The 21,206-nt window shown below is 42.7% G+C and carries 22 protein-coding genes; 8 read left to right on the plus strand and 14 right to left on the minus strand.

All coding sequences use genetic code 11. The features are described 5' to 3' along the window. Position 1: 1 nt before the first annotated feature. The 4 genes from ppk1 to purM all read right to left on the minus strand — a co-directional run bounded on the left by ppk1 (position 2) and on the right by purM (position 4,782). The gene (gene ppk1 / locus PR699_RS04420) at positions 2–2,071 is read right to left on the minus strand and encodes a polyphosphate kinase 1 (RefSeq protein ID WP_014656128.1); all 2,070 of its coding nucleotides are present in this window, start codon (positions 2,069–2,071) and stop codon (positions 2–4) included. 183 nt (positions 2,072–2,254) lie between these two features. Further along, entirely contained in the window at positions 2,255–2,842 is a 588-nt protein-coding gene (gene speG, locus PR699_RS04425) for a spermidine N1-acetyltransferase (protein WP_004920666.1), read from the minus strand. Positions 2,843–3,106: 264 nt separating this feature from the next. Further along, positions 3,107–3,742: a phosphoribosylglycinamide formyltransferase gene (gene purN, locus PR699_RS04430; RefSeq protein ID WP_014656127.1), complete on the minus strand. Its 636-nt coding sequence runs from the start codon at positions 3,740–3,742 to the stop codon at positions 3,107–3,109. Next, positions 3,742–4,782, minus strand: coding sequence for a phosphoribosylformylglycinamidine cyclo-ligase (gene purM, locus PR699_RS04435; RefSeq protein ID WP_014656126.1), 1,041 nt, complete (start codon positions 4,780–4,782; stop codon positions 3,742–3,744). The genes purN and purM overlap by 1 nt, the downstream gene beginning before the upstream one ends. A 439-nt stretch (positions 4,783–5,221) precedes the next feature. Here purM and upp point away from each other — a divergent pair, with 439 nt between their 5' ends. The 3 genes from upp to hda all read left to right on the plus strand — a co-directional run bounded on the left by upp (position 5,222) and on the right by hda (position 8,040). Beyond that, positions 5,222–5,848, plus strand: a complete 627-nt coding sequence (gene upp, locus PR699_RS04440; protein WP_004920648.1) for a uracil phosphoribosyltransferase — start codon at positions 5,222–5,224, stop codon at positions 5,846–5,848. Between the two features lie 66 nt (positions 5,849–5,914). After that, entirely contained in the window at positions 5,915–7,216 is a 1,302-nt protein-coding gene (gene uraA, locus PR699_RS04445; RefSeq protein ID WP_004920645.1) for a uracil permease, read from the plus strand. A gap of 62 nt (positions 7,217–7,278) precedes the next feature. Continuing rightward, positions 7,279–8,040 (plus strand): DnaA inactivator Hda, encoded by a 762-nt coding sequence (gene hda, locus PR699_RS04450; protein ID WP_004920642.1) that lies wholly within the window; start codon positions 7,279–7,281, stop codon positions 8,038–8,040. A 31-nt stretch (positions 8,041–8,071) separates the two neighbouring features. Here hda and arsC read toward each other — a convergent pair whose 3' ends face one another. Together arsC and PR699_RS04460 are read right to left on the minus strand one after the other, a co-directional pair. After that, complete coding sequence (gene arsC / locus PR699_RS04455; RefSeq protein ID WP_014656124.1) at positions 8,072–8,428, minus strand: arsenate reductase (glutaredoxin); 357 nt, start codon at positions 8,426–8,428, stop codon at positions 8,072–8,074. Positions 8,429–8,440: 12 nt separating this feature from the next. Then, positions 8,441–9,904, minus strand: a complete 1,464-nt coding sequence (locus PR699_RS04460; protein WP_014656123.1) for a M48 family metallopeptidase — start codon at positions 9,902–9,904, stop codon at positions 8,441–8,443. 139 nt (positions 9,905–10,043) lie between these two features. Between PR699_RS04460 and PR699_RS04465 the strand changes: the two genes are divergently transcribed. Next, complete coding sequence (locus tag PR699_RS04465; RefSeq protein ID WP_004920629.1) at positions 10,044–11,117, plus strand: AI-2E family transporter; 1,074 nt, start codon at positions 10,044–10,046, stop codon at positions 11,115–11,117. A gap of 11 nt (positions 11,118–11,128) precedes the next feature. After that, positions 11,129–11,653: an O-acetyl-ADP-ribose deacetylase gene (locus tag PR699_RS04470; protein ID WP_014656122.1), complete on the plus strand. Its 525-nt coding sequence runs from the start codon at positions 11,129–11,131 to the stop codon at positions 11,651–11,653. Between the two features lie 191 nt (positions 11,654–11,844). Here PR699_RS04470 and bcp read toward each other — a convergent pair whose 3' ends face one another. Both bcp and PR699_RS04480 read right to left on the minus strand, forming a co-directional pair. After that, positions 11,845–12,315 carry a thioredoxin-dependent thiol peroxidase gene (gene bcp / locus PR699_RS04475; RefSeq protein WP_004920623.1) on the minus strand — a complete coding sequence of 157 codons (471 nt, stop codon included), beginning with the start codon at positions 12,313–12,315 and terminating at the stop codon, positions 11,845–11,847. 14 nt (positions 12,316–12,329) lie between these two features. Beyond that, positions 12,330–12,887 (minus strand): glycine cleavage system transcriptional repressor, encoded by a 558-nt coding sequence (locus PR699_RS04480; RefSeq protein ID WP_004920620.1) that lies wholly within the window; start codon positions 12,885–12,887, stop codon positions 12,330–12,332. Between the two features lie 274 nt (positions 12,888–13,161). Between PR699_RS04480 and dapA the strand changes: the two genes are divergently transcribed. The 3 genes from dapA (at position 13,162) to purC (ending at position 16,239) form a co-directional block, all read left to right on the plus strand. Next, entirely contained in the window at positions 13,162–14,070 is a 909-nt protein-coding gene (gene dapA, locus PR699_RS04485) for a 4-hydroxy-tetrahydrodipicolinate synthase (RefSeq protein ID WP_004920614.1), read from the plus strand. 16 nt (positions 14,071–14,086) lie between these two features. Beyond that, positions 14,087–15,136, plus strand: coding sequence for an outer membrane protein assembly factor BamC (gene bamC / locus PR699_RS04490; RefSeq protein WP_004920611.1), 1,050 nt, complete (start codon positions 14,087–14,089; stop codon positions 15,134–15,136). Between the two features lie 389 nt (positions 15,137–15,525). Next, positions 15,526–16,239 carry a phosphoribosylaminoimidazolesuccinocarboxamide synthase gene (gene purC / locus PR699_RS04495; RefSeq protein ID WP_004920604.1) on the plus strand — a complete coding sequence of 238 codons (714 nt, stop codon included), beginning with the start codon at positions 15,526–15,528 and terminating at the stop codon, positions 16,237–16,239. Positions 16,240–16,791: 552 nt separating this feature from the next. Here the strand turns inward: purC and PR699_RS04500 are convergent. The 6 genes from PR699_RS04500 to PR699_RS04525 form a co-directional block, all read right to left on the minus strand. After that, a complete protein-coding gene (locus PR699_RS04500; protein ID WP_014656121.1) occupies positions 16,792–17,187 on the minus strand; it encodes a hypothetical protein in 396 nt (131 codons plus the stop codon). 512 nt (positions 17,188–17,699) lie between these two features. After that, positions 17,700–18,512: an energy-coupling factor ABC transporter ATP-binding protein gene (locus PR699_RS04505; protein ID WP_004920586.1), complete on the minus strand. Its 813-nt coding sequence runs from the start codon at positions 18,510–18,512 to the stop codon at positions 17,700–17,702. Next, on the minus strand, positions 18,499–19,344 hold the full coding sequence (locus PR699_RS04510) for an energy-coupling factor ABC transporter ATP-binding protein (protein WP_014656120.1): 846 nt from the start codon (positions 19,342–19,344) through the stop codon (positions 18,499–18,501). Before PR699_RS04510 ends, PR699_RS04505 begins: the two co-directional genes overlap by 14 nt. Next, the gene (locus PR699_RS04515) at positions 19,335–20,039 is read right to left on the minus strand and encodes an energy-coupling factor transporter transmembrane component T (protein ID WP_014656119.1); all 705 of its coding nucleotides are present in this window, start codon (positions 20,037–20,039) and stop codon (positions 19,335–19,337) included. Before PR699_RS04515 ends, PR699_RS04510 begins: the two co-directional genes overlap by 10 nt. 2 nt (positions 20,040–20,041) lie before the next feature. Beyond that, positions 20,042–20,623, minus strand: coding sequence for a membrane protein (locus PR699_RS04520; RefSeq protein WP_014656118.1), 582 nt, complete (start codon positions 20,621–20,623; stop codon positions 20,042–20,044). A gap of 14 nt (positions 20,624–20,637) precedes the next feature. Then, on the minus strand, positions 20,638–21,096 hold the full coding sequence (locus tag PR699_RS04525) for a PPC domain-containing DNA-binding protein (RefSeq protein WP_014656117.1): 459 nt from the start codon (positions 21,094–21,096) through the stop codon (positions 20,638–20,640). Positions 21,097–21,206 lie beyond the last annotated feature (110 nt).

Below are 21,206 nucleotides of genomic sequence, written 5' to 3' on the forward strand. Positions count from 1 at the left end.
GTTAGGACCTTGTCTCAGGCGTTTCGAGTGATTTCAAATAGTCGTATATAGCAAGTTGCGCCTGAATTTTGCGCTTATTACCGCGGGGAACATAATGATTACTGAGATCTTTGTCAACATAACGTGCCTTGACGGTATCGTTAAATTGGAGCTCAAGGATATCTAAAACCCGTTGTTTGAGCCGGTCATCGACTAAGCGCACCGCCACTTCAATACGGTAATCAATATTTCGAGTCATCCAATCTGCCGAGGAGATAAAGACTTTTTCATCACCCGCATTAGTAAAGACATAAACGCGGTCATGCTCCAAAAAGCGGTCAACAATACTGGTGACTTGAATGTTTTCACTGTAGCCCGGTTGCCCTGCAACAAGTGAACACATCCCTCTTACTAGTAGACGAATTTTAACACCCGCATTGGAAGCATCATACAGTTTATCAGTCAGTTCTTTATCAACCAGATTATTAATTTTTAAGGTGATCCCACTGGGAAGCCCCGCTTGCGCATTAGCAATTTCTTGGTCAATTAGCGCATTGAGGCGGATCCGTGTATTTTGTGGTGAAACCATTAAATTATCAAAGGTGACAGGACGATATGGGTTTTCAATAAAGCTAAATACCCGACGAACCTCATTGGTGATCTGTTCATTTGCTGTTAACAACGAGTAATCAGTATAGAGGCGCGCGGTTTTTTCATTAAAGTTACCTGTACCGATATGGGCATAACGAATAATTTCGCCATCTTCCATTCGCGAAATAATAAAGAGTTTCGCATGGATTTTCAGACCCGGGGCCGAGAAAATGACGTGGACCCCAGCCTCTGTCAGCCGTTTCGCCCAATGAATATTCGCTTCTTCATCGAATCGAGCCTGTAATTCAACCACAACAGTGACTTTTTTGCCGTTATGGGCCGCATGGATCATCGAATCAATAATGCGTGAATCTTTTGCCACACGATAAATATTGATCTTGATAGATAATACGCTGGGGTCAAATGAGGCTTGCCTGAGCAACTCGAGCGTGTGCTCAAAGGTGTAATAAGGGTAGTAGAGCAGCACATCGCGTTCGCGAATGGCATCAAAACCGTTACGGAAGTTATCAAACCAGCGGTGGCGTAATCGTGGCAATGGTTTGTTTAAAAGGGTTTTATTGCCTTCGTTGGGGAAGTTAATAAAATCTTTAAAATTGTGGTAACGCCCGCCCGCAATAACTGAGTCATCATTGGATAATCCCAGTTTTTCACGTAAGACGGCAACCATTTCATCAGGCATATCGCGCTGATAAACAAAACGGACAGGCTCTGCGGTTAAGCGCTGTTTTAATGTCGATGACATGATTTCCAGTAAGCTTGATTCCATTTCGGTGGCGATGTCATATTCCGCATCGCGGGTCATTTTCATGGAATAAGCGTTTAATTCATCATAATCAAAGAAGCCCTTGAAGATTTCATCCAAGGTATAGCGCAAAATGTTGTCGATAAGCACCATTGATTTGCGCCGTTTGGGCATTTCCGGTGGCAGATTGACAAACCGAGGCACCTTGTCAGAGGGGATCTCTAACAGAGCATATTGCACATTACCGCCGTTAATAATTTCAACAGCCAGATAGGTATAGTCATCTTTGAGAAACTCGACTAGGTTGGTATCTGGATTAATCAAAATAGGGGTAATGTGTTGGCGCAAATGTTGGCGAAAGTATTGACGTAACCAAATTTGTTGGCGGGGCGATATTTGCCGCTCGTTAATTAAGAAAATTTGGTTGCGCGCCATTTCAAGCAAAAGGTCGTTATAGAGAATGTCGAACTCTTGATCTTGCTTGGCTACTTTATTTTGAATGCGCTTAAGTAGGTGGCGTGCACCGCTGGCGGAGCCACGCTCCTCATTGATTAAGATACGCCGTTTCACGTCTGCAAAACGGACTTTGTAGAATTCATCTAGGTTATTGGAATAAATGCCCAAAAAGCGCATACGCTCGATAAGAGGATTTCGCTTATCTGCTGCTTCTTGTAAAACGCGTTCGTTAAAAGCAAGCCAGCTTAACTCTTTTTCGTGGTATAGGCGTTCTTGGGACATTGTTGCTCCATATTGTACTAAATACATAAACTTAAAGGTGTATAACCTAGCGACAGCACACCTTAAGTTTTCGCCATATTATGGCTATTTTTATTCGCATGAGTTACAGATTTCTGTATTTCTCTGGCGACACATTTATCTTGTGTTTAGTTGCACCTCAAATAACGTCGCGAGGATAGAGCACTAAACTTGCTGTTTGATGGTCGCATGCGGGCTGACAACACTTTCAGGATGCGTTGACTGTGCTTTACTCGCAAAATATTGGTGCTGGAAAATGCACATACGGATCGCGGTATGATAACGTCCGTTGACAAAAAACTCGTCAATTAGTTCGCCTTCTGTGTGGAAGCCCAGTTTATTATAAATGTGGATAGCTTTGATATTTTCTTTATCTACAATGAGGTAAAGCTTATATAGATTGAGCACAGAAAAAGCGTAATCCATAGCCAATTTCGCAGCGCGAGTTGCATAACCGTGGCCTTGATGGCTTGGTGCGATGATGATCTGAAACTCAGAACGACGGTGAACATAATCGATTTCCACCAATTCAACTAAGCCGACTTTTTCACTGTCATTTTCAACAATAAAACGCCGCTCTGATTGGTCATGAATATGTTTATCATAAAGGTCACTCAGCTCGACGAAAGCCTCATAAGGCTCTTCAAACCAGTAGCGCATAACACTGGCATTATTATCAAGTTGGTGGATAAACGCTAAATCTTCACGTTCAAGTGGGCGCAACCTAAACGGATGAACTTGCCCGGTCGTCATATAACACCTCAGTTTTGTTTAAAAAGTAGATAGTTAATTATCGATTTTGCAGATCATCACGATAAATAACAGAGCAAATTTATTTTCACTCTCAGTTGATAAGGATACCACTAATTTACGATAAAATAATGACACAAAGCAGTGACTCTTTCTAACTGGTGAAGATTAATGCACTTTATTTATACTGCGACTTTTCGTGAACAGCAAAAAGGGCAGAGATTTCTCTTTGCCCTCAACATAAATCAATGTGGAAATAACCAAGTGTTATTCATTTACATAGCCTTGGGGCGGTAAACACTGACCATCTAAGTAAGCATGGTTGCCGACCATGGCCAAACGACCACTGACGAACCATTGTACAACTTGGGGGTAAATATTGTGCTCTTGCGCCTTTACCCGCTCAATGACCTCTTTTTCGGTATCATCCGGGAAAACAGGAACTTTAGCCTGTAAGATCACTGGGCCGCCATCCAACTCCTCGGTAACAAAATGCACTGATGTTCCATGCTCGCTATCGCCGTTTTCTATCGCTTTACGATGGGTGTGTAGGCCCGGATATTTAGGCAATAGAGAAGGGTGGATATTGAGCATTCTTCCTGCATAGTGTTTAACGAAGCCCGCGGTCAAAATTCGCATAAATCCAGCTAACACAACCAAATCAGGCTGATATTCGTCAATCATCCCCATTAGTGCAGCATCATATGCTTCGCGGTTAGCAAAAGCGCTCGTGCTGAGTGATAAGGCTGGGATCCCAGCCTTCTGCGCACGAATAAGCCCGTAAGCCTCAGGTTGATTACTGATCACTGCCACAACTTGCGCTTGAAGATCATGCGAAGTGGCATCCATCAGCGACTGTAAATTACTGCCGCTGCCTGAGATAAGCACGACGATTTTTTTCATTAGCGGATAACAACCTGCTCTTCACCAGCAGGCAATTCAGCAATGGTACCTATCTGCCATGCGGTTTCACCTAAACCATTAAGTAAAGTGAGTGCCGCATCGACTTCAGCTTGTGGCAGCGCGATGATGATACCGACACCACAGTTAAATGTGCGATACATTTCGTGAGTGGTCACGCTGCCCGCCGTTTGTAGCCAATTGAATACCGCCGGCCACTGCCAGCTATTTTCATCGATTTGTGCTTGGGTGTTTTCAGGTAATACACGAGGAATATTTTCCCAGAAACCACCACCAGTAATGTGCGCGATGGCGTGAATATCGCATTTTTCAATCAGCGCTAATACATTTTTGACGTAAATACGTGTAGGCGCTAACAGGTGATCTGCCAGTGATTGGCCTTCCAGTTGCGTGACCTCTGGGTTAGTTTGACTGACTTCTAAAATTTTGCGGATCAAAGAGTAGCCGTTAGAGTGAGGACCGCTTGAGGCGAGGGCGATCAGCGCATCACCAGCACTGACTTTGCTACCATCAATGATCTCAGCGCGTTCGACCACACCAACGCAGAAACCCGCTACATCGTAATCGTCACCATGGTACATGCCAGGCATTTCAGCGGTTTCCCCCCCCACGAGGGCACAACCTGATTGTTTACAACCTTCTGCGATACCTGTGATCACGCTGGTGGCAGTATCAACATCTAGCTTACCTGTTGCGTAGTAATCAAGGAAAAATAGAGGCTCAGCACCTTGGACAATTAAGTCATTAACACACATCGCCACTAAATCGATACCGATAGTGTCATGACGTTTTAGGTCCATCGCAAGGCGTAGTTTAGTGCCTACACCATCTGTACCTGAAACTAAAACAGGTTCACGGTATTTTTGTGGCAGGGAACATAATGCGCCAAATCCGCCTAATCCTCCCATAACTTCTGGTCGGCGAGTTTCTTTCACTACACCTTTAATTCGATCAACCAATGCGTTACCTGCATCAATGTCAACACCGGCATCTTTATAGCTGAGAGAGGTTTTATCAGTCACTACGGCCCCCAAGGCAATTGCGTTTCGGAAAATAAACTTCAATAAATACTATTCTAACAGGCAAAGCAAACGTTTGCGATAGCTTTGTGAATGAAAAAATGAGGGGATTTTGGCTGGTGGGAAATAAGGCATTGCCGTTATCTGGTTCCTGCTTTTTATGGCAAGAATTTATGTCTATCACATTAGGGTAAAATAATGGGATACATCTATAATCTTAAATTGAGATTGGTGTGCGTATTTATCATGGCATTGATATTGCTGCCATGTTCAATCAAACAGATAAAATAGTGGTGGATATACTTACAGTGTAATAATAAAAATAGGTTATTTCTGATTGTTTTGACATCAATCAAACGCTGCCTAGTGGCATCTTCTGTAAAAAGAGTTATAATCCCGCGATTTTTTTGTGCGCTGGCGACTAAAATAGTAGGAGAATCCCATGAAGATCGTTGAGGTAAAACACCCTCTCGTTAAACATAAACTCGGCCTGATGCGAGATCATGATATAAGCACTAAACGCTTTCGTGAACTGGCCTCAGAGGTTGGTAGCCTACTGACTTATGAAGCAACCGCTGACCTAGAAACTGAGAAAGTCACCATTGAAGGTTGGTGTGGTCCTGTAGAAATAGAGCAAATAAAAGGGAAAAAAATCACTGTCGTACCTATCCTTCGTGCCGGTATTGGTATGATGAACGGGGTTTTAGAAAGCATTCCAAGCGCACGTATCAGTGTGGTGGGTGTTTATCGTGATGAAGAAACCTTTAAACCTGTCTCTTACTTCCAGAAATTAGTTTCAAACATTGATGAGCGTATGGCGTTGGTTGTTGACCCAATGTTAGCAACGGGTGGTTCAATGATTGCAACTATCGATCTATTAAAAGGCGCAGGTTGTAAATCTATTAAAGTACTCGTACTTGTTGCTGCTCCTGAAGGAATTGCAGCATTAGAAGCTGCCCATCCAGATGTTGAGCTATATACCGCGTCTATTGATCAATATTTAAATGAACACGGGTATATTGTTCCTGGGCTAGGTGATGCTGGCGATAAGATATTTGGTACTAAATAATAATTAGCCGACTTTAGAAGTCGGCTTTTTTTTGATTATAAAAATATATTAAGGGGATGAAAAGAAATGACACGTCGTGCAATTAGTGTTGAAGAAAGGCCACCATTATTACAAACCATACCGCTTAGTTTTCAACATCTGTTTGCCATGTTTGGCGCGACTGTAATTGTACCGATCTTGTTTGGTGTTAACCCAGCAACTATTTTGCTGTTCAATGGGATTGGCACCTTACTTTATTTATTTATTTGTAAAGGGAAAATTCCTGCCTATTTAGGGTCGAGTTTTGCTTTTATTTCACCAGTCATGATTTTGCTACCACTCGGTTATGAACTTGCATTGGGTGGCTTTATTATTTGCGGAATACTGTTTTGCATTGTGGCCTTGATTGTTAAGGTGGCGGGTCGAGGTTGGATTAACGTCATGTTTCCTCCTGCTGCGATGGGAGCGATTGTCGCGGTTATTGGCCTCGAATTGGCTCAAACGGCCGCCGGTATGGCAGGGTTACTGCCAAAAGAAGGGGTCGCGGTAGATCCTAATACGTTAATTATTTCTATCACAACACTGTCAGTGACTATTTTGTGTGCTGTCGTGTTCCGCGGGTTCTTATCCATCATTCCTATTTTGATTGGTTTCTTAGTTGGCTACGCCTTATCCTACTTTATGGGCATTGTGGACTTTACGCCTGTTATTGAAGCACCATGGTTTGCAATTCCAACGTTTTATACGCCACGTTTTGAATGGTTCGCTATTTTGACTATTCTACCTGCCGCATTAGTCGTTATTGCTGAACATGTAGGCCACTTGGTGGTAACTGCAAATATTGTTGAGCGTGACTTATTGAAAAACCCTGGCTTACATCGTTCAATGTTTGCAAACGGTTTCTCTACGGTGTTGTCAGGGTTCTTTGGTTCAACACCTAATACCACCTACGGTGAAAATATTGGTGTAATGGCGATCACTAAGGTGTATAGCTCTTGGGTCATTGGTGGGGCAGCAATCATCGCAATTTTACTTTCTTGTGTGGGTAAATTAGCGGCGGCGATTCAGTTAGTGCCAGTACCTGTAATGGGAGGGGTGTCTTTGCTGCTTTATGGGGTGATCGGGGCTTCAGGTATTCGTGTGCTAATCGACTCTAAAGTTGACTACAATAAACCCCAAAACTTGATCTTGACCTCTGTGATCTTGATTATTGGTGTTAGTGGTGCGGTTATTCATATTGGTCAAGCCGAATTGAAAGGCATGGCATTGGCAACCATCGTGGGTATTGTCATGGCACTATTATTCCGTTTTATCACTTTTGTTCGTCCTGAAAAGCAGTTTGTAACCTCAGATATCGAAGAAGTTGATACGAAACATTCCACGAAATAAAACAGTTGTCTCATTGCCGATGTGATGAAAGCATCGGCAATTAAGTTTCTTCTTGTTCATTTATGCTTGAAATTTATGGTAAACTTGCAAGTGTTAATTGTTTTGCACAGTCAGAGGTGCTTCTGAACACACCATCGCAACTTTCACTACCACTGTATCTACCCGATGACGAAACGTTTGCCAGCTTTTATGCAGGCGAAAATGAGGCGTTGCTATCTGCTATTAAACTCGCCATTAACCAATCGCATGGTAGTTATATTTATTATTGGTCTCGTGAAGGGGGCGGTAAGAGTCACCTACTGCATGCCGCATGCGCTGAATTATCAGAACAAGATATGGCCGTGGGCTATGTTCCGCTTGATAAGCGTGCCTATTTTGTACCTGAAGTCCTTGATGGGATGGAACACCTTTCACTGGTTTGTATTGATAATATTCAATGTATCGCAGGCGATCCTGAATGGGAAATGGCCGTTTTCAATTTGTATAATCGCATTTTAGAAATTGGTCGAACTTGTTTGCTGATCACTGGTGATAGACCACCAAGACAAATCGATCTCTCACTGCCTGATTTAGCCTCTCGGTTGGATTGGGGGCAGATTTATAAACTCCATCCACTTAGCGATGAAGATAAAATTTGTGCGCTACAATTGCGGGCAAGAATGCGAGGGTTTGAATTACCCGAAGATGTATGCCGTTTTGTATTAAAACGGTTAGATAGAAAAATGGGAACATTGTTTGATATTTTGAACAAACTGGATCATGCCTCGATCGTTGCACAACGCAAACTGACTATCCCGTTTGTTAAAGATATCCTCCAATTATAAAGGCAGTGATCCACTGCCTTTTTTTGAGCCATTAGAGAACATCAAGAACCTGCTCTGGCGGGCGACCTAATTTTGCCGTTTTCCCTTTGACAACAATAGGGCGCTCAATTAATTTTGGGTTGTCATGCATGGCTTGAATTAATTGCTCTTGCGTTAAAGCGTCGTTTCCAAGACCCAATTCTTTGTAGATATCCTCTTTGCTACGCATTAATTGCCGTGCATCAGAGAAGCCTAATGCCTTTAATAACCGTTTGATTTCAGCAACGCTAGGGGGATTTTTTAAATACTCAACGATTGTTGGTGTGACCCCTTTAGATTCTAATAATGCAAGCGTTTCACGGCTTTTAGAGCAACGAGGGTTATGATAAATGGTAATTGTATCCGTCATGGTCATCATTCCTTACGGTTTAGCTTTACTGTCTCTTAATTGTAATTTTCTTAGCTCATCTATGCGAGCATCATAGCGTTGTTGCTCATAACTTCCCAGACGACTTTTTCGACTCGCTTCGCTGAGATAATTAATCGCGTTATCATAGTTACCTCGAAGCGCCATACCTTCTGCATAAGCGGCTAGCTCTTCATTACGCTTACCTGATTTCGCCGAGGCTTCAGCTAACAGATCCCAACCATTAGGATCTTCGGGATAATTGAAGGTATATTTGTTCAGTAATGAAATAGCCGTTTGATACTGCTTATTGTTAATTAAAGCGTTGGCAAGGTTGATTTGTAATACGGGGTTGCTTGGTGATTTTTTTAATGCATTTTGTAAACGAGTCACCGCTTGGGCTGCACGATTTTGCTCAATATCCAAATCTGTCATAACATCGATAAACCAAGGATTATCGGGTTGTTTTTCCAGTAGGTTGCTCATGATCTTGGTCGCTTCGGCATATTTCTTATCTTGCGATAACTTCAAAGCACGACCATAGTCAGCCGCTATCCTTTCTTGAGGAGTGCCTCGACTATAATTATCCAGAATTTGATCTAATGCATGCTGTTGTCCTGACGTATACATGGATAAAATACGAACACGGGCTAGCATAAAGTCTTCTGATGAAGGTATGGTAACCTTTGGATACTGATTAGAGCGGTTACGCGCATCCGCTAAACGGCTATCTGGTAGTGGGTGAGTCAGCAATATTTCAGGGGGTTTTGACATATAGCGGGTTTGATCTGACATCACCTGCATAAAGTCGGCCATAGAGTGAGGATCAAAACCTGCTCGCCTTAAGGTCTGTAAGCCAATACGGTCTGCTTCTTGCTCGTTGGCTTGAGTAAAACTGATCATTCCTTGTTGGACGCCTGCCATGGTTCCCGTTAAAGCGGCGAACCCTGCTTGTGGGTTTGCCATAACTAATAATAACGACCCAATCGTACCGGCAATCGCAAGGGGAGTGGTGCTTTTTTGGTCTTCCATCATGCGTGCTAAGTGACGCTGCGTTACGTGAGAAATTTCGTGCGCTATGACAGAAGCTAATTGGCTCTCATTTTGGCTATAGCGAAATAGTGCGGAGTGCAGCACCACATTCCCCCCAAAATAGGCATAGGCGTTAATATTGGGGTTATTCACCAAATAGAATTTAAAGGGCGTTCTCACGGAGTCGGCACTTTTCACTAACCGCATCCCCAGCTTATTGATGTATTGATTAAGCAGTGGGTCGTAAATCAATGGTGTACTGGCACGGATCTGGCGAGTGATAGCATCACCCATAATAATTTCTTGATTGATGCTCAGTGTACCACCCGCTGTCGTACCGATATCAGGAAGTGTGTCCTCAACGGCACTGTAAGCAGGGAGCACAGCGCCGTTGACGCACGCGGCTATCAATAAAACTAGAAGTGGATTTTTCAGTTTTTTATTCATGAAACAATTGCATCCCGTACAACGATTAATTTTGAGATCAATCCATGATAGCAAAAGCTACCGAAATGTCTGTTAATTGGTATAATTTTCGATAATTTAGGAACTGTCTTTAAAGCATTAATTTCCAAGGAGCTAATAAATGCTGGAAATGTTATTACAATGGTATCGGCGACGTTTTGCTGATCCACAGGCTGTTGCACTGTTTACGTTGCTCATTGTCGGCTTCTGTATCATCTTTTTCTTCAGCAATATCTTAGCCCCTTTATTGGTCGCGATAGTATTGGCTTATCTCCTTGAATGGCCAACACACTTACTTGAGCGTATCGGTTGCTCGCGTGTTGTTGCAGTCAGTATTATTTTGACCTTATTTGCTGGAATTAGTGCCATGGTTATTTTAATTATTGCACCAACGGCGTGGCAACAAGGGATCAATCTCGTTGGTGACTTACCTAAAATGGTAACGCGTTTTAACGAGTTCGCGCAAACATTACCAGAGCGTTACCCAGCGTTGGTTGATGCGGGTATTATCGATATGATGGCAGATAATCTCCGCAGCCGTTTATCTGGAGTGGCGGAATCGGTGGTTAAAATGTCGGTGGCCTCGCTCATTGGCGTATTTACCTTGGCAATTTATACCGTACTCGTGCCTTTAATGATGTTTTTCTTATTAAAAGATAAACAAAAAATTATCAGTAGCGTTCAAAAGGTATTGCCAAGAAACCGCTTGTTGGTGGGGAAAGTTTGGGTCGAGATGAATCAGCAAATCACCAACTATTTACGCGGCAAAGTGACCGAAATGGTGATTGTCGGGGTCTGTACCTACGCTGGGTTTGCCTACTTTGATTTGCGCTATTCAGTATTGTTGTCAGTGCTGGTTGGGGTTTCAGTTTTGATCCCCTATATTGGTGCGGTGGCTGTGACGATCCCGGTGGTATTGGTGGCGCTATTCCAGTGGGGAATCGGCAGTGATTTTTGGTCATTAATTATTGTTTATCTTGTTATTCAAGGGTTAGATAGTAATTTATTTGTTCCATTACTCTTTTCTGAAGCGGTTAACCTTCATCCGTTAGTGATTATTTTATCGGTCGTGATTTTTGGTGGCTTATGGGGTTTTTGGGGCGTTTTCTTTGCTATTCCATTGGCAACGCTGATTAAGGCTGTTATCAATGTGTGGCCAGAGGATACGTCCGAGAGTCAGCAAAAATTGGAATGATGGAGAGGGAAATGCAAACTCAAATTGAACTACAGCAAGGTGATATCACGAAAACTGCCGTCGATGCGATTGTTAATACCGCGAATCGTGCTTTACTCGGTGGTAGTGGCGTTGATGGCGCGATTCATCGCGCGGGTGGTAGTGCAATCCTTGATGAATGCCGGCAAATTAGAGCAAAACAGGGAAGTTGTAAGCCTGGAAACGCGGTGATCACCACCGCAGGTAAGTTACCTGCTAAGTATGTTATCCATACGGTAGGGCCTGTTTGGCAAGATGGAACCCATGAAGAGGCGCAAATCTTAGCCAATGCGTATTTATCTAGTTTGAGGTTGGCGAGCAAATATCAAATCGAAACCATCGCTTTTCCCAATATCAGTACAGGCATTTATCGCTTTCCTAAGCCATTAGCGGCACAGATTGCCTGTGAAACTGTGGCTAACTATCTCGCCGCCAATAGCTTGCCAAAGAAAGTTATTTTTGTTTGCTTCGATGAGGAAAACTACCGTTTATACCAACAACAGCTTCAACAAGTCTAAGTTGAACCTGTATTTGGCTATCTTTTCTATCTTCCCTTTCATTACCATCAGTATGCCATTTAACTCAAATGATTCAGTCAATCAGATGACTAAAAATCTTTTAGCTTTTAGGTTAGTCAGTAATGAAAGATATAAAGGGAAGGGGGATGAGAAGGGTTGCATAAAGCTAAACAACCCTATCAAATTAAATGTTAAGCGTGAGTATTTATGTACTCGAGAACAATTTCATGGTGATTGCTTGTTTTGAAATTATCGAATACATGTTCAATAGTTCCATTTGCATCAATGAGAAAACTAATGCGGTGAATGCCGTCATAAGTTTTACCCATGAATTGTTTTTCACCCCATACACCAAATTGTTCACATACTTGATGATCTTCATCTGATAATAGTGCGAAGTTCAATAGCTCTTTTTCAGCGAAACGAGACAATTTTTCGGGTTTATCTGTGCTAATGCCTAAAACTTCAACACCCTTTTCTCTTAGTGTCTCCATTTCGTCGCGCAGGCCGCATGCCTGAACGGTACACCCTGGGGTCATAGCTTTAGGGTAGAAGTAAACTAATACGCGTTGACCCTGATAATCTGAAAGATTGATGATTTCACCATCTTGGTCAGGAAGGCTGAATTGAGGCGCCTTATCACCGGCTTTCAATGGGTTCATTACATATATCTCCGTTAACTCTGCATTTTGGGATTATTTACAATGCTTATGTTGCCTTTAGCGTTGAGCATTGTACATAGTTGTTGAAATTTATTCTTTATAATTATGCCATTATCATCCAATGGATGATGTGCCGTGATTTGTATTTCAAGTTGCGCCGGCATACCATTACTTGCAGGCTGTGTTTTTGACACAAGCTCCGCGATATTACATTGCTGGGTTGTAAATAAATTCGTAAATTGTTCTACGATGCGTGGTGCATCATCGACGACGACATTGACGGTTACCGTTGATGGGTAATCTGTCGTCTGTACGCTCTGCGTCCGTTTCATCACAATGAGTAACTCTAATTCAGCCCCTTTTAGTGGCAAAATAGCCTCAATTTGTGCAATCGCATTCCAACTACCCGAAAGCATCATAATAAAGGTAAATTCTTTACCAAACATCGCTAAACGGCTGTCTTCGATGTTGCAATCACATTCACTCACCAATCGAGTGATGGTATTCACAATGCCCGGACGATCGGTACCCAGCGCAGTAATTACAAGAAATTGCTGTTCAGTCTTAGGCAAAGTCTGTTCCTTATTTTTTAATTTGCAGATTCGCTTTTTTGCTCAATGTTTTCAAGCACAAAATCTGCTTGATGATGATGGTAAGGAAACCACAAAAATAAGAATCTGCCAAGAGGGCAGATTCACTCTTGCGAGTCATGATCGAGAATTATTACTTCTATTTAAGTTAATCCTAGCGGTATTAACAAAATTCATTAAAAACCTGTGGTTGGGTGGTTTTCTTCTTTGAAATGAAAAAGTACCATGGAGACTAAACTATTTAGGGGGTATAGCTATGTCTCACTCAAACACAAACTATAAACAATTTTTAACTGGCAGTATTGTTGCGGTAATTACACCAATGGATTCAAATGGTCGTTTGGATAAACAAAGTTTGAAAAGATTAGTTGATTACCACGTTGAGAGCGGCACTTCTGCGATTGTGTCTGTTGGGACAACGGGTGAGTCTGCCACCTTAACTCATAAAGAACATGTTGAAGTGGTGCATACAACTCTAGAACTGGCAGACGGACGCATCCCCATCATTGCAGGAGCTGGCGCAAATGCCACTGCAGAAGCTATCTCTCTGACAAAAGAGTTTGAAAATTCAGGTGTTGTTGCTTGTCTGACAGTCACACCTTATTATAATAGGCCTTCACAAGAAGGGTTGTATCAGCATTTTAAAGCAATATCAGAAAACACGAGCTTGCCACAAATTCTCTATAATGTACCATCACGTACAGGTTGTGACTTATTGCCTGAAACGGTAGGTCGCTTGGCTAAATTGGCGAATATTGTTTCAATTAAAGAGGCGACAGGGAACTTAGCAAGGGTTCACCAAATCAAAGAACTGGTTGATGATAATTTTGTGTTGCTCACCGGTGATGATGCAACGGCACTCGACTTCATGCAGTTGGGTGGTCAGGGCGTTATTTCTGTTACAGCTAACGTTGCAGCCGCACAAATGGTAAAAATGTGTGACTTAGCGCTTGCGGGCAAATATACTGAGGCTCGTGAATTAAACAAACGTCTGATGGGTCTGCATCATCAGTTATTTGTTGAGCCTAATCCAATTCCAGCGAAATGGGGCTGCCACCGTCTTGGCTTGATTGCTGACGCTACATTACGGTTACCAATGACACCGTTAACAGAGTCAGGCCAACAAAAAGTGGAGCAGGCCCTGAGATTCGCTGGGCTACTGTAAAATTTAGGGAATTTTAATGGCAACATTATTGCAAAAATCGAAGGTTATGAAGGTTGCTGGCCTGTCACTCGTTGTGTTACTGGCAGCCTGTTCCAGCGATCAGCGCTATAAACGTCAGGTCAGCGGTAACGAAGATTATCTCGATGCCGCGCCATTGAAAGTGTTGAATATACCTCAGGGAATGACATTACCATTGCAAAATGGCGAATATGACGTCCCTAAAGTTGCCTCATCTGGCCCAGTAGGTAAAGCACTCGATATTCGCCCTCCTGTACTGTCTATTTCGCAATTAGCGGGTTCACGTACTGAAGATAGCGCGGAAGCAAGCCGCTTGTTGCTTGAAAATACACCTGAGAATAGTGCGCTATGGTCACAAGTCACTATGATTTTGGAACAGCGTAATATTCCAGTCACGACAAAAGACGATGGGTCGCGCTCGATTGAAACGGATTGGGTAAAATGGGAACGTGCGGATGAAGACGTTCCATTAGAAAGCCGTCATAAAGTCACTGTGCAACCTCAAGGGGGCATGATCGCGCTGACGGTAACGAATTTAGGCCTACGTCAAGGTACAGAAGCGGTGACGGATCAGGCTGAAATTCAGCGTTATAACAAATTATTGCTAAATGAGTTAACCGATAGCCTGTATGCTTTACGTGATACATCCAATAAAAATAGTATCCAAAGTGCATATGGCATTATTGATGTTCAATCTGGCAGTGATGCCACGGGCTTGCCTGTTGTCATCGTACGTGCACCATTTGATGCTGTTTGGGAGCGTTTACCACGTAAACTGGAAAGCATCGGTATGAAAGTGGGTGATCGCAGTCGTTCAAATGGCTCTGTGATGGTAACTTATAAAGGCCTGAGCAGTTCAGAATGGCAAAATTTAGGGATTGATGACCCATCAATTCCAGAAGCGGATTATAAAATTCAAGTCGGTGATTTGAATAACCGCAGTAGCTTGCAGTTTATTAATACTAAGGGTACACCACTGACTCAGAAACAAAATGATGAGATGGTGTCTGCACTGAAAGCGGCTTTCAGTAAAGTCGGCGACAAGTAATTATTACTTTGTTATGGAGCCGCAGCCTCTATTTGAGGTTGCGGCTTTTTTGCATTTAAGTCATACCTACAACCTTTCTTTATGCCAATCGATTAATAGCTTCATTTTTATGGTCAGCGAAATGGACAAAAAACCAGTGTTTAAGCTTAAGTAATCGTTTGCGTCTGTGCGTGGATTTTATTATTATAATTAGGTACAGTAGATAAAATATTGAATATCAGTTAGTTAGCTTGTCAGGTTCTTTTATTCAATAACTTATTGAAACAGAGCAGAAAAGTAACGGTAAAAGGGTAAATTTCAACCATTTTATTGTTACTTATCTGGATCTGCAGACACAATTTTGCAGGTTGATACCCTAATTGAATAATCCCATCTCTGGAGTGTGTAAGATGCAAAAGAAAGCTGAGTTGTATCGTGGTAAGGCGAAAACGGTCTATACCACTGAGGATCCTGACCTTTTAATTCTGGAATTCCGTAATGATACATCAGCACTCGATGGCGAGCGTATCGAGCAGTTCGAGCGTAAAGGGATGGTAAACAATAAGTTTAACCATTTTATTATGAGCAAATTAGAAGAGGCGGGTATTCCAACACAGATGGAAGCGTTGCTCTCTGACACAGAAGCATTGGTAAAAAAACTGGATATGGTGCCCGTAGAGTGCGTTATTCGTAATCGTGCAGCAGGCTCTTTGGTTAAACGTCTTGGCGTCGAAGAAGGGATGGAATTAAATCCACCATTGTTTGATTTGTTCTTAAAAGATGATGCAAAACATGACCCGATGGTGAATGAGTCGTATTGTGAAACTTTTGGGTGGGTGAACAAAGAAAACTTGGCGGAAATGAAGCGCTTAAGTTATAAAGCCAATGAAGTGTTATCAAAAATTTTTGCGGATGCAGGGCTGATCCTCGTTGATTTTAAATTGGAGTTTGGCCTGTTCAAAGGCAAAGTCGTACTTGGTGATGAGTTCTCTCCAGATGGTAGCCGCCTGTGGGATAAAGAGACCCTCAATAAAATGGATAAAGACCGTTTTCGTCAAAGCCTCGGTGGCTTAATTGAAGCTTACGAGGAAGTTGCGCGTCGTATCGGCGTAAAATTAGATTAATTTGTTATCTAATCGGTTTTAAAAAGTCGCTTAGAGTGCTGACAAAGCCTTCGCTGTTTAGTGAGGGCTTTGAACTAATCAGTATGAATAATGCACTAAGCGGCAACCTAAAAAACCTTCCCCTCAATGATGTCAGTTCGAAACCATGGCATTAGGTCGAAAATCATCTCACTCGCAAAATCGATGCTGTGATGCTGTTGTACACCGACACACCCCGAAGAACGACCACCTATCAACTATCGTGTCGTAGATGAGAAACATGGCATTACAATGGACACGCATGTTGCTCATTTTTCGTTTTCAAGGAATTTCCTTTTTCTAAAAATCATGGTGTAAAGGGCGAGTTGATTACGTCAGCGATGAGTTGGTTTGGTGCCTTTAGCTGCTCATCTGTTATTCATGGGCGATAAGGAGAATGATGGCTGTCTTATCAACACTTTTAGCTTTGAAAATACGATGCGCAACTTTGCGAATACACTCGACATTCGATTTTTTGGACGAAATGCCCTTAAATGAGGGGGATGTCAGAAAGCTAAGCCGCTATTATTGGTGCTATTTTTTGTTGGTCGTAAGGTCATGAGCAGCCGCAGATGGATTAAGATCTTTGCCTTGCTCTGCTAACCATAACTGTAGTTGCTCAGTGGCAGGTATCAGGTTATAGGCTGAATGTGTGGGTTCAATATGCTTTTCACCATACTCTACCAATTTGTTATCAAGGAAAATAAAGTGTTGATCAGTATTTTGCATTTTAAGCATGGTGGGGCGCTTGGTATAGAGCAATAGGGTGGCATTTTCTATCGTTGCTGAATCAGAAGGTTCCCCCATAATAGAAACCACTTGTTGCGAAGTCATACCTGCAATAACTAAGGTTAACTTATTGTCAGCAGAGTATCCTATCACCGAAAATAGTAGGGAGAAGATACAAAATAGCGTTTGGATTGCCCGCATGATTAAACCTTAGTCATCTGTTCGAAGATCAGATCATAGAATACAAAGTGATATTTAAGGAATTCATATTTTAGTTTCATACATATAACACAGATAATTGTGACCACTTTTCATTATACAACTGTATTGACGCTTTAACTAACATCTTGGCGTTTAGGTTATCGGTTTTACTGAGCTGTTTTAGCGGGGAAGTTGCATAATGGATGTTTACAGCTTTTACTTAGGAAGATAATTAGTTTTCTGGTTTTAATTCGTCTATACAGCCAAAGTTCTCTTACGGGTTATTTATATACATCGGACCTATCATGCTACAAATAATAAAACAGAGCAGCATGACACACACTTGCCCAACCTTGACTCGGGATAGTTTACCATTAACATGGCATTTTTTACCTGTCTGATATCGATATCTAGATATAAGCTAAGACGTTATCACCGCAATAAATCAAACCTTAGTGTTGATATCAAGGGTCGACAACCATATAAAAACTGATAACGTTCAAGCTGAAAAGTCAGATTGGCTCGCGGCTAATACGGATAAATTTATCAGCCCAACGTTTAGGGTCGCTTTCTAACGCGATATCCAATGCGTGACTCAATGAATACAGTGTTGGTGTTGGAAGCACGGATTCTGGTTGTAAATCAGGGTGGTTAAGTACGGTTTCAGGCGGACCATCAGCAATGATTTTACCTGCTGATAGATGAATAACCCGCTTGAAATGGCGAGCAACAAAATCAAGATCATGGCTAATGGCGAGTAGCGTCGTGCCCATCGTACGCTGTAATGCCAACCAACGCTCAAAGCAAGCGAGCCAACGTGCATCAAAGTCACGAGTAGGTTCATCTAATAGCAGCACTTTGGGGGAAATCGCACTCAGGCTGGCGACAGCCACCATACGCCGTTGACCTGCATCTAAATCAAGAGGGTGACTATTGGCAACATCTTGCAAATGGCAACATTCAAGGGCTTCCAACGTCCGTTTTTCTATCTCTGATTGAGATAGCTTTTGTCGTTTAAGGCCGAATGCGACTTCATCTTTTACTCGACTATGGAAAACTTGTTTTTCGACCTCTTGGAATAAAACACCAATTTGACTGGCACGTTGTATAGCGTTCAGTGCGGCAAGTTTTTGGTGATTAAAGTGGATCTCACCTTGTGTTGGGCGCAATAGACCCGCAGCAAGCCGCAGGAGTGTCGATTTTCCAGCACCATTGTCACCAACTAATGCAACCCATTCGCCCGCTTCGAGACGCAAACAAAGCTGTGAAATGGTCTCTTGGGTACTTTTAGGCCAACGATAATCAATATGTTCAAAAAGTAGCATAATACTCCTTAAATGCCTTAAGTAATGCGTTGTTATCATTGGGAATGTCAGTAGGCCAAGCATTTTGATTGATTAAATAACCAAGTGCACGCCAAGCATCGGGCATATTAATGGTGGTTTGTGCCGCCGAAAAAAGTTTTTTTCTATCAGTACCTGTGGCGATGACGTTACCTGCATCTAATAACATCAGTTGCTCACAAAAACTCATCGCAGGAAGTAGTTGGCGCTCAAACAGGATCACACTGCAATTGGTACGTTGAGAATAGCGTTTCAACGCAAGTAGCAGGGTATGGGCGGCTTTTGGTGTGAGGCGACTAAATGCCTCATCCAATAATAATAACTTAGGCTGCATGGCGAGTGCGCTTGCGATGACAACGCGTTGGGCTTCTCCACCTGATAAGGTCGCGGGGTGTCGATGGCGTAAAGCTTCGCAGTCCGTAAGCGCAATGGCTTCGTTAACCCGCTGCCTGATTTGTGCTTCAGGTAACCCAAGGTTTTCAGGGCCAAAGGCAATTTCTTGTTCCACATTGAATGTGCAACCGGATAATTGTAATTGTGGTGATTGTTGGATCAGTTGGCGTTGCGCACTGAGTATTGCTAAGTGGCCTTGTGATATGGGTTGTGATAAAACCTCAGCGACACCACTAAATTCACCTGTAATCAATTCAGGTAACCAACCACAGAGCAGTTGAGCGAGTGTACTTTTACCGCTACCGTTGCCCCCTAAGATGGCAAGCCACTGTCCTGCTGCTAATTGTATATCAATAGGGCCTAAGGTGGTTGATCCCGCACCTTTGTGGGTAAAACATAGTCGTTGTAAATTTACCACCACCAGTCGATCCCTCCTTCAATGATGATAATGACTAAAATGGCATAACGACAAATGGCTTGAAAGAGGTTGTCTTTTGGGGCGCCCAACGTTGTTCGCTGACTCACGGCACGAAAACCACGCATATCCAAGGCAGCTCCACGGATAGCCAGTTCACTGAGTGCTTGGGTCGCGAGTGGCAGTATCAATGCCGGTAATGACATAAATCGTTGTAACAGATTGCCATCAAGGGGGACACCTCGTGCCAACTGTGCCTCTTTGATACTGCTGATTTGTTGCCGTAGTTGTTCAACAAACAAGAGTGGCCCAGCTAATAAATATGAAAAGCTGGTTGGTAAACGGCTAGCAAATAGCGCTCTAATCAATTTTTCAGTCGACACATACTGTAGCCACAGTTGTGCACTACTGATAATGGCTAAAAGCCGAAACCATAAAGCCAAGGCTTTTTGCTGCTGTGTCGCAACAGAAAACTCGCCTGTCAGCCAGTAGGTTAGCCAACCACTATGGATCAGCCATAGCCCTAATGCCATTGGTAGCATCAAGCCAATAACATAGCGATAGCGGTAACGTGCTTGGCTCCATGCGAGTAGCATAGCAAAAGTCACCAGGCTGACGACAATTAACGGCCAGTCAAATGGTAATAGAACAACAGTAAAGCTGAGCCAGAACCATAATGTCAGCGAGGTAAAAGGATGCATATTTATCTTACTCGCGCCATATTTGGAAAGTTTTGTTGTGCACGCAGCGGTAAGCGACGCACTAATAACCACGCAATGAGTGCCGACACTATTTTATCTGCAATGTTGGCTCCTAATACGGTAATGGCAACAGATTCAAGTAGGTTTTCTCCCACAGCATGGAAGTAAGCGACGAAAAAATCGGCTCCGCTACCTGTTGTACCTGCAAATAAATAAGTACGGATAGGCACAGCAACTAACATCAATGCTAATGTAATGACGATGCCGGAAAAGATAACTCTAGGTAACGTCCGAAAAAATCCAGCATGAGCGAGTAACCCTGCACTGAGGCCTATCATCATCGCAACAGGGGCAAAAGCGGCGGCAATTGGGCCACTGAGTAATCCCCATAATAGATTGGTTAATAATCCGGTTAATGCAGCGATCCAAGGGCCGGCTAATAAAGCACAAATGATTGTGCCAATTGAATCAAGAAAAATTGGCAACTTAATGCTTGAGCTTATTTGCCCAACTAACATGTTAATAGCGATTGAAAAAACAATTAACGCTAAAGTACGGCTCGAAAGAGTAGATGATTTTGGCATGAATACACCGCTCCTTAGCGATGAACAGAAGAATGGGAGTTGTGGGGCGTGCGTTCAGAAACTGCTAATTCGTCATATCCAGATAATTCGCAATATTGACGAGTGAAAGTGATATGCTCTAATTCCCCAATAACAAGCTCTAACGTTGTTCTAACGGTACAGTCAAGCATCATATGCCCCCCTTGCACATGACCATTTTCATCTGAAATGGCTAAATGCAAATGTTCGCCTTCGCTATCTAATGTGCCGATAAGTGAAACAATTTCGTATCGACCAACAAATTGATCGGTTGTCTCTTTTCCTGCAAAACGCAAATTAACGCGAGTTAAGCTACCAACACAGCCAGCAATGAAAGCGGCTTTTAAGTGGTTCTGCTGAATAAAATGACGCAGTGTTGGAATAACATCCTCGCCGGGCCGTAATCGCAGGGCAAAATAGCGCGCATTGGAGGCGGGAGGGAAAGCTACATTCATATGAGTGATCCTAATTATATGACGACTTGAATATAAGGTGATTTGTCAACTCGGCGAAATACAGTGATATCGTCAGTGATAATAATTTTATATTGACCTCATATTATTAT

It is taken from the genome of Providencia sp. PROV268, assembly GCF_028477805.1.
GTDB classification, from domain to species: Bacteria; Pseudomonadota; Gammaproteobacteria; order Enterobacterales; family Enterobacteriaceae; genus Providencia; species Providencia stuartii.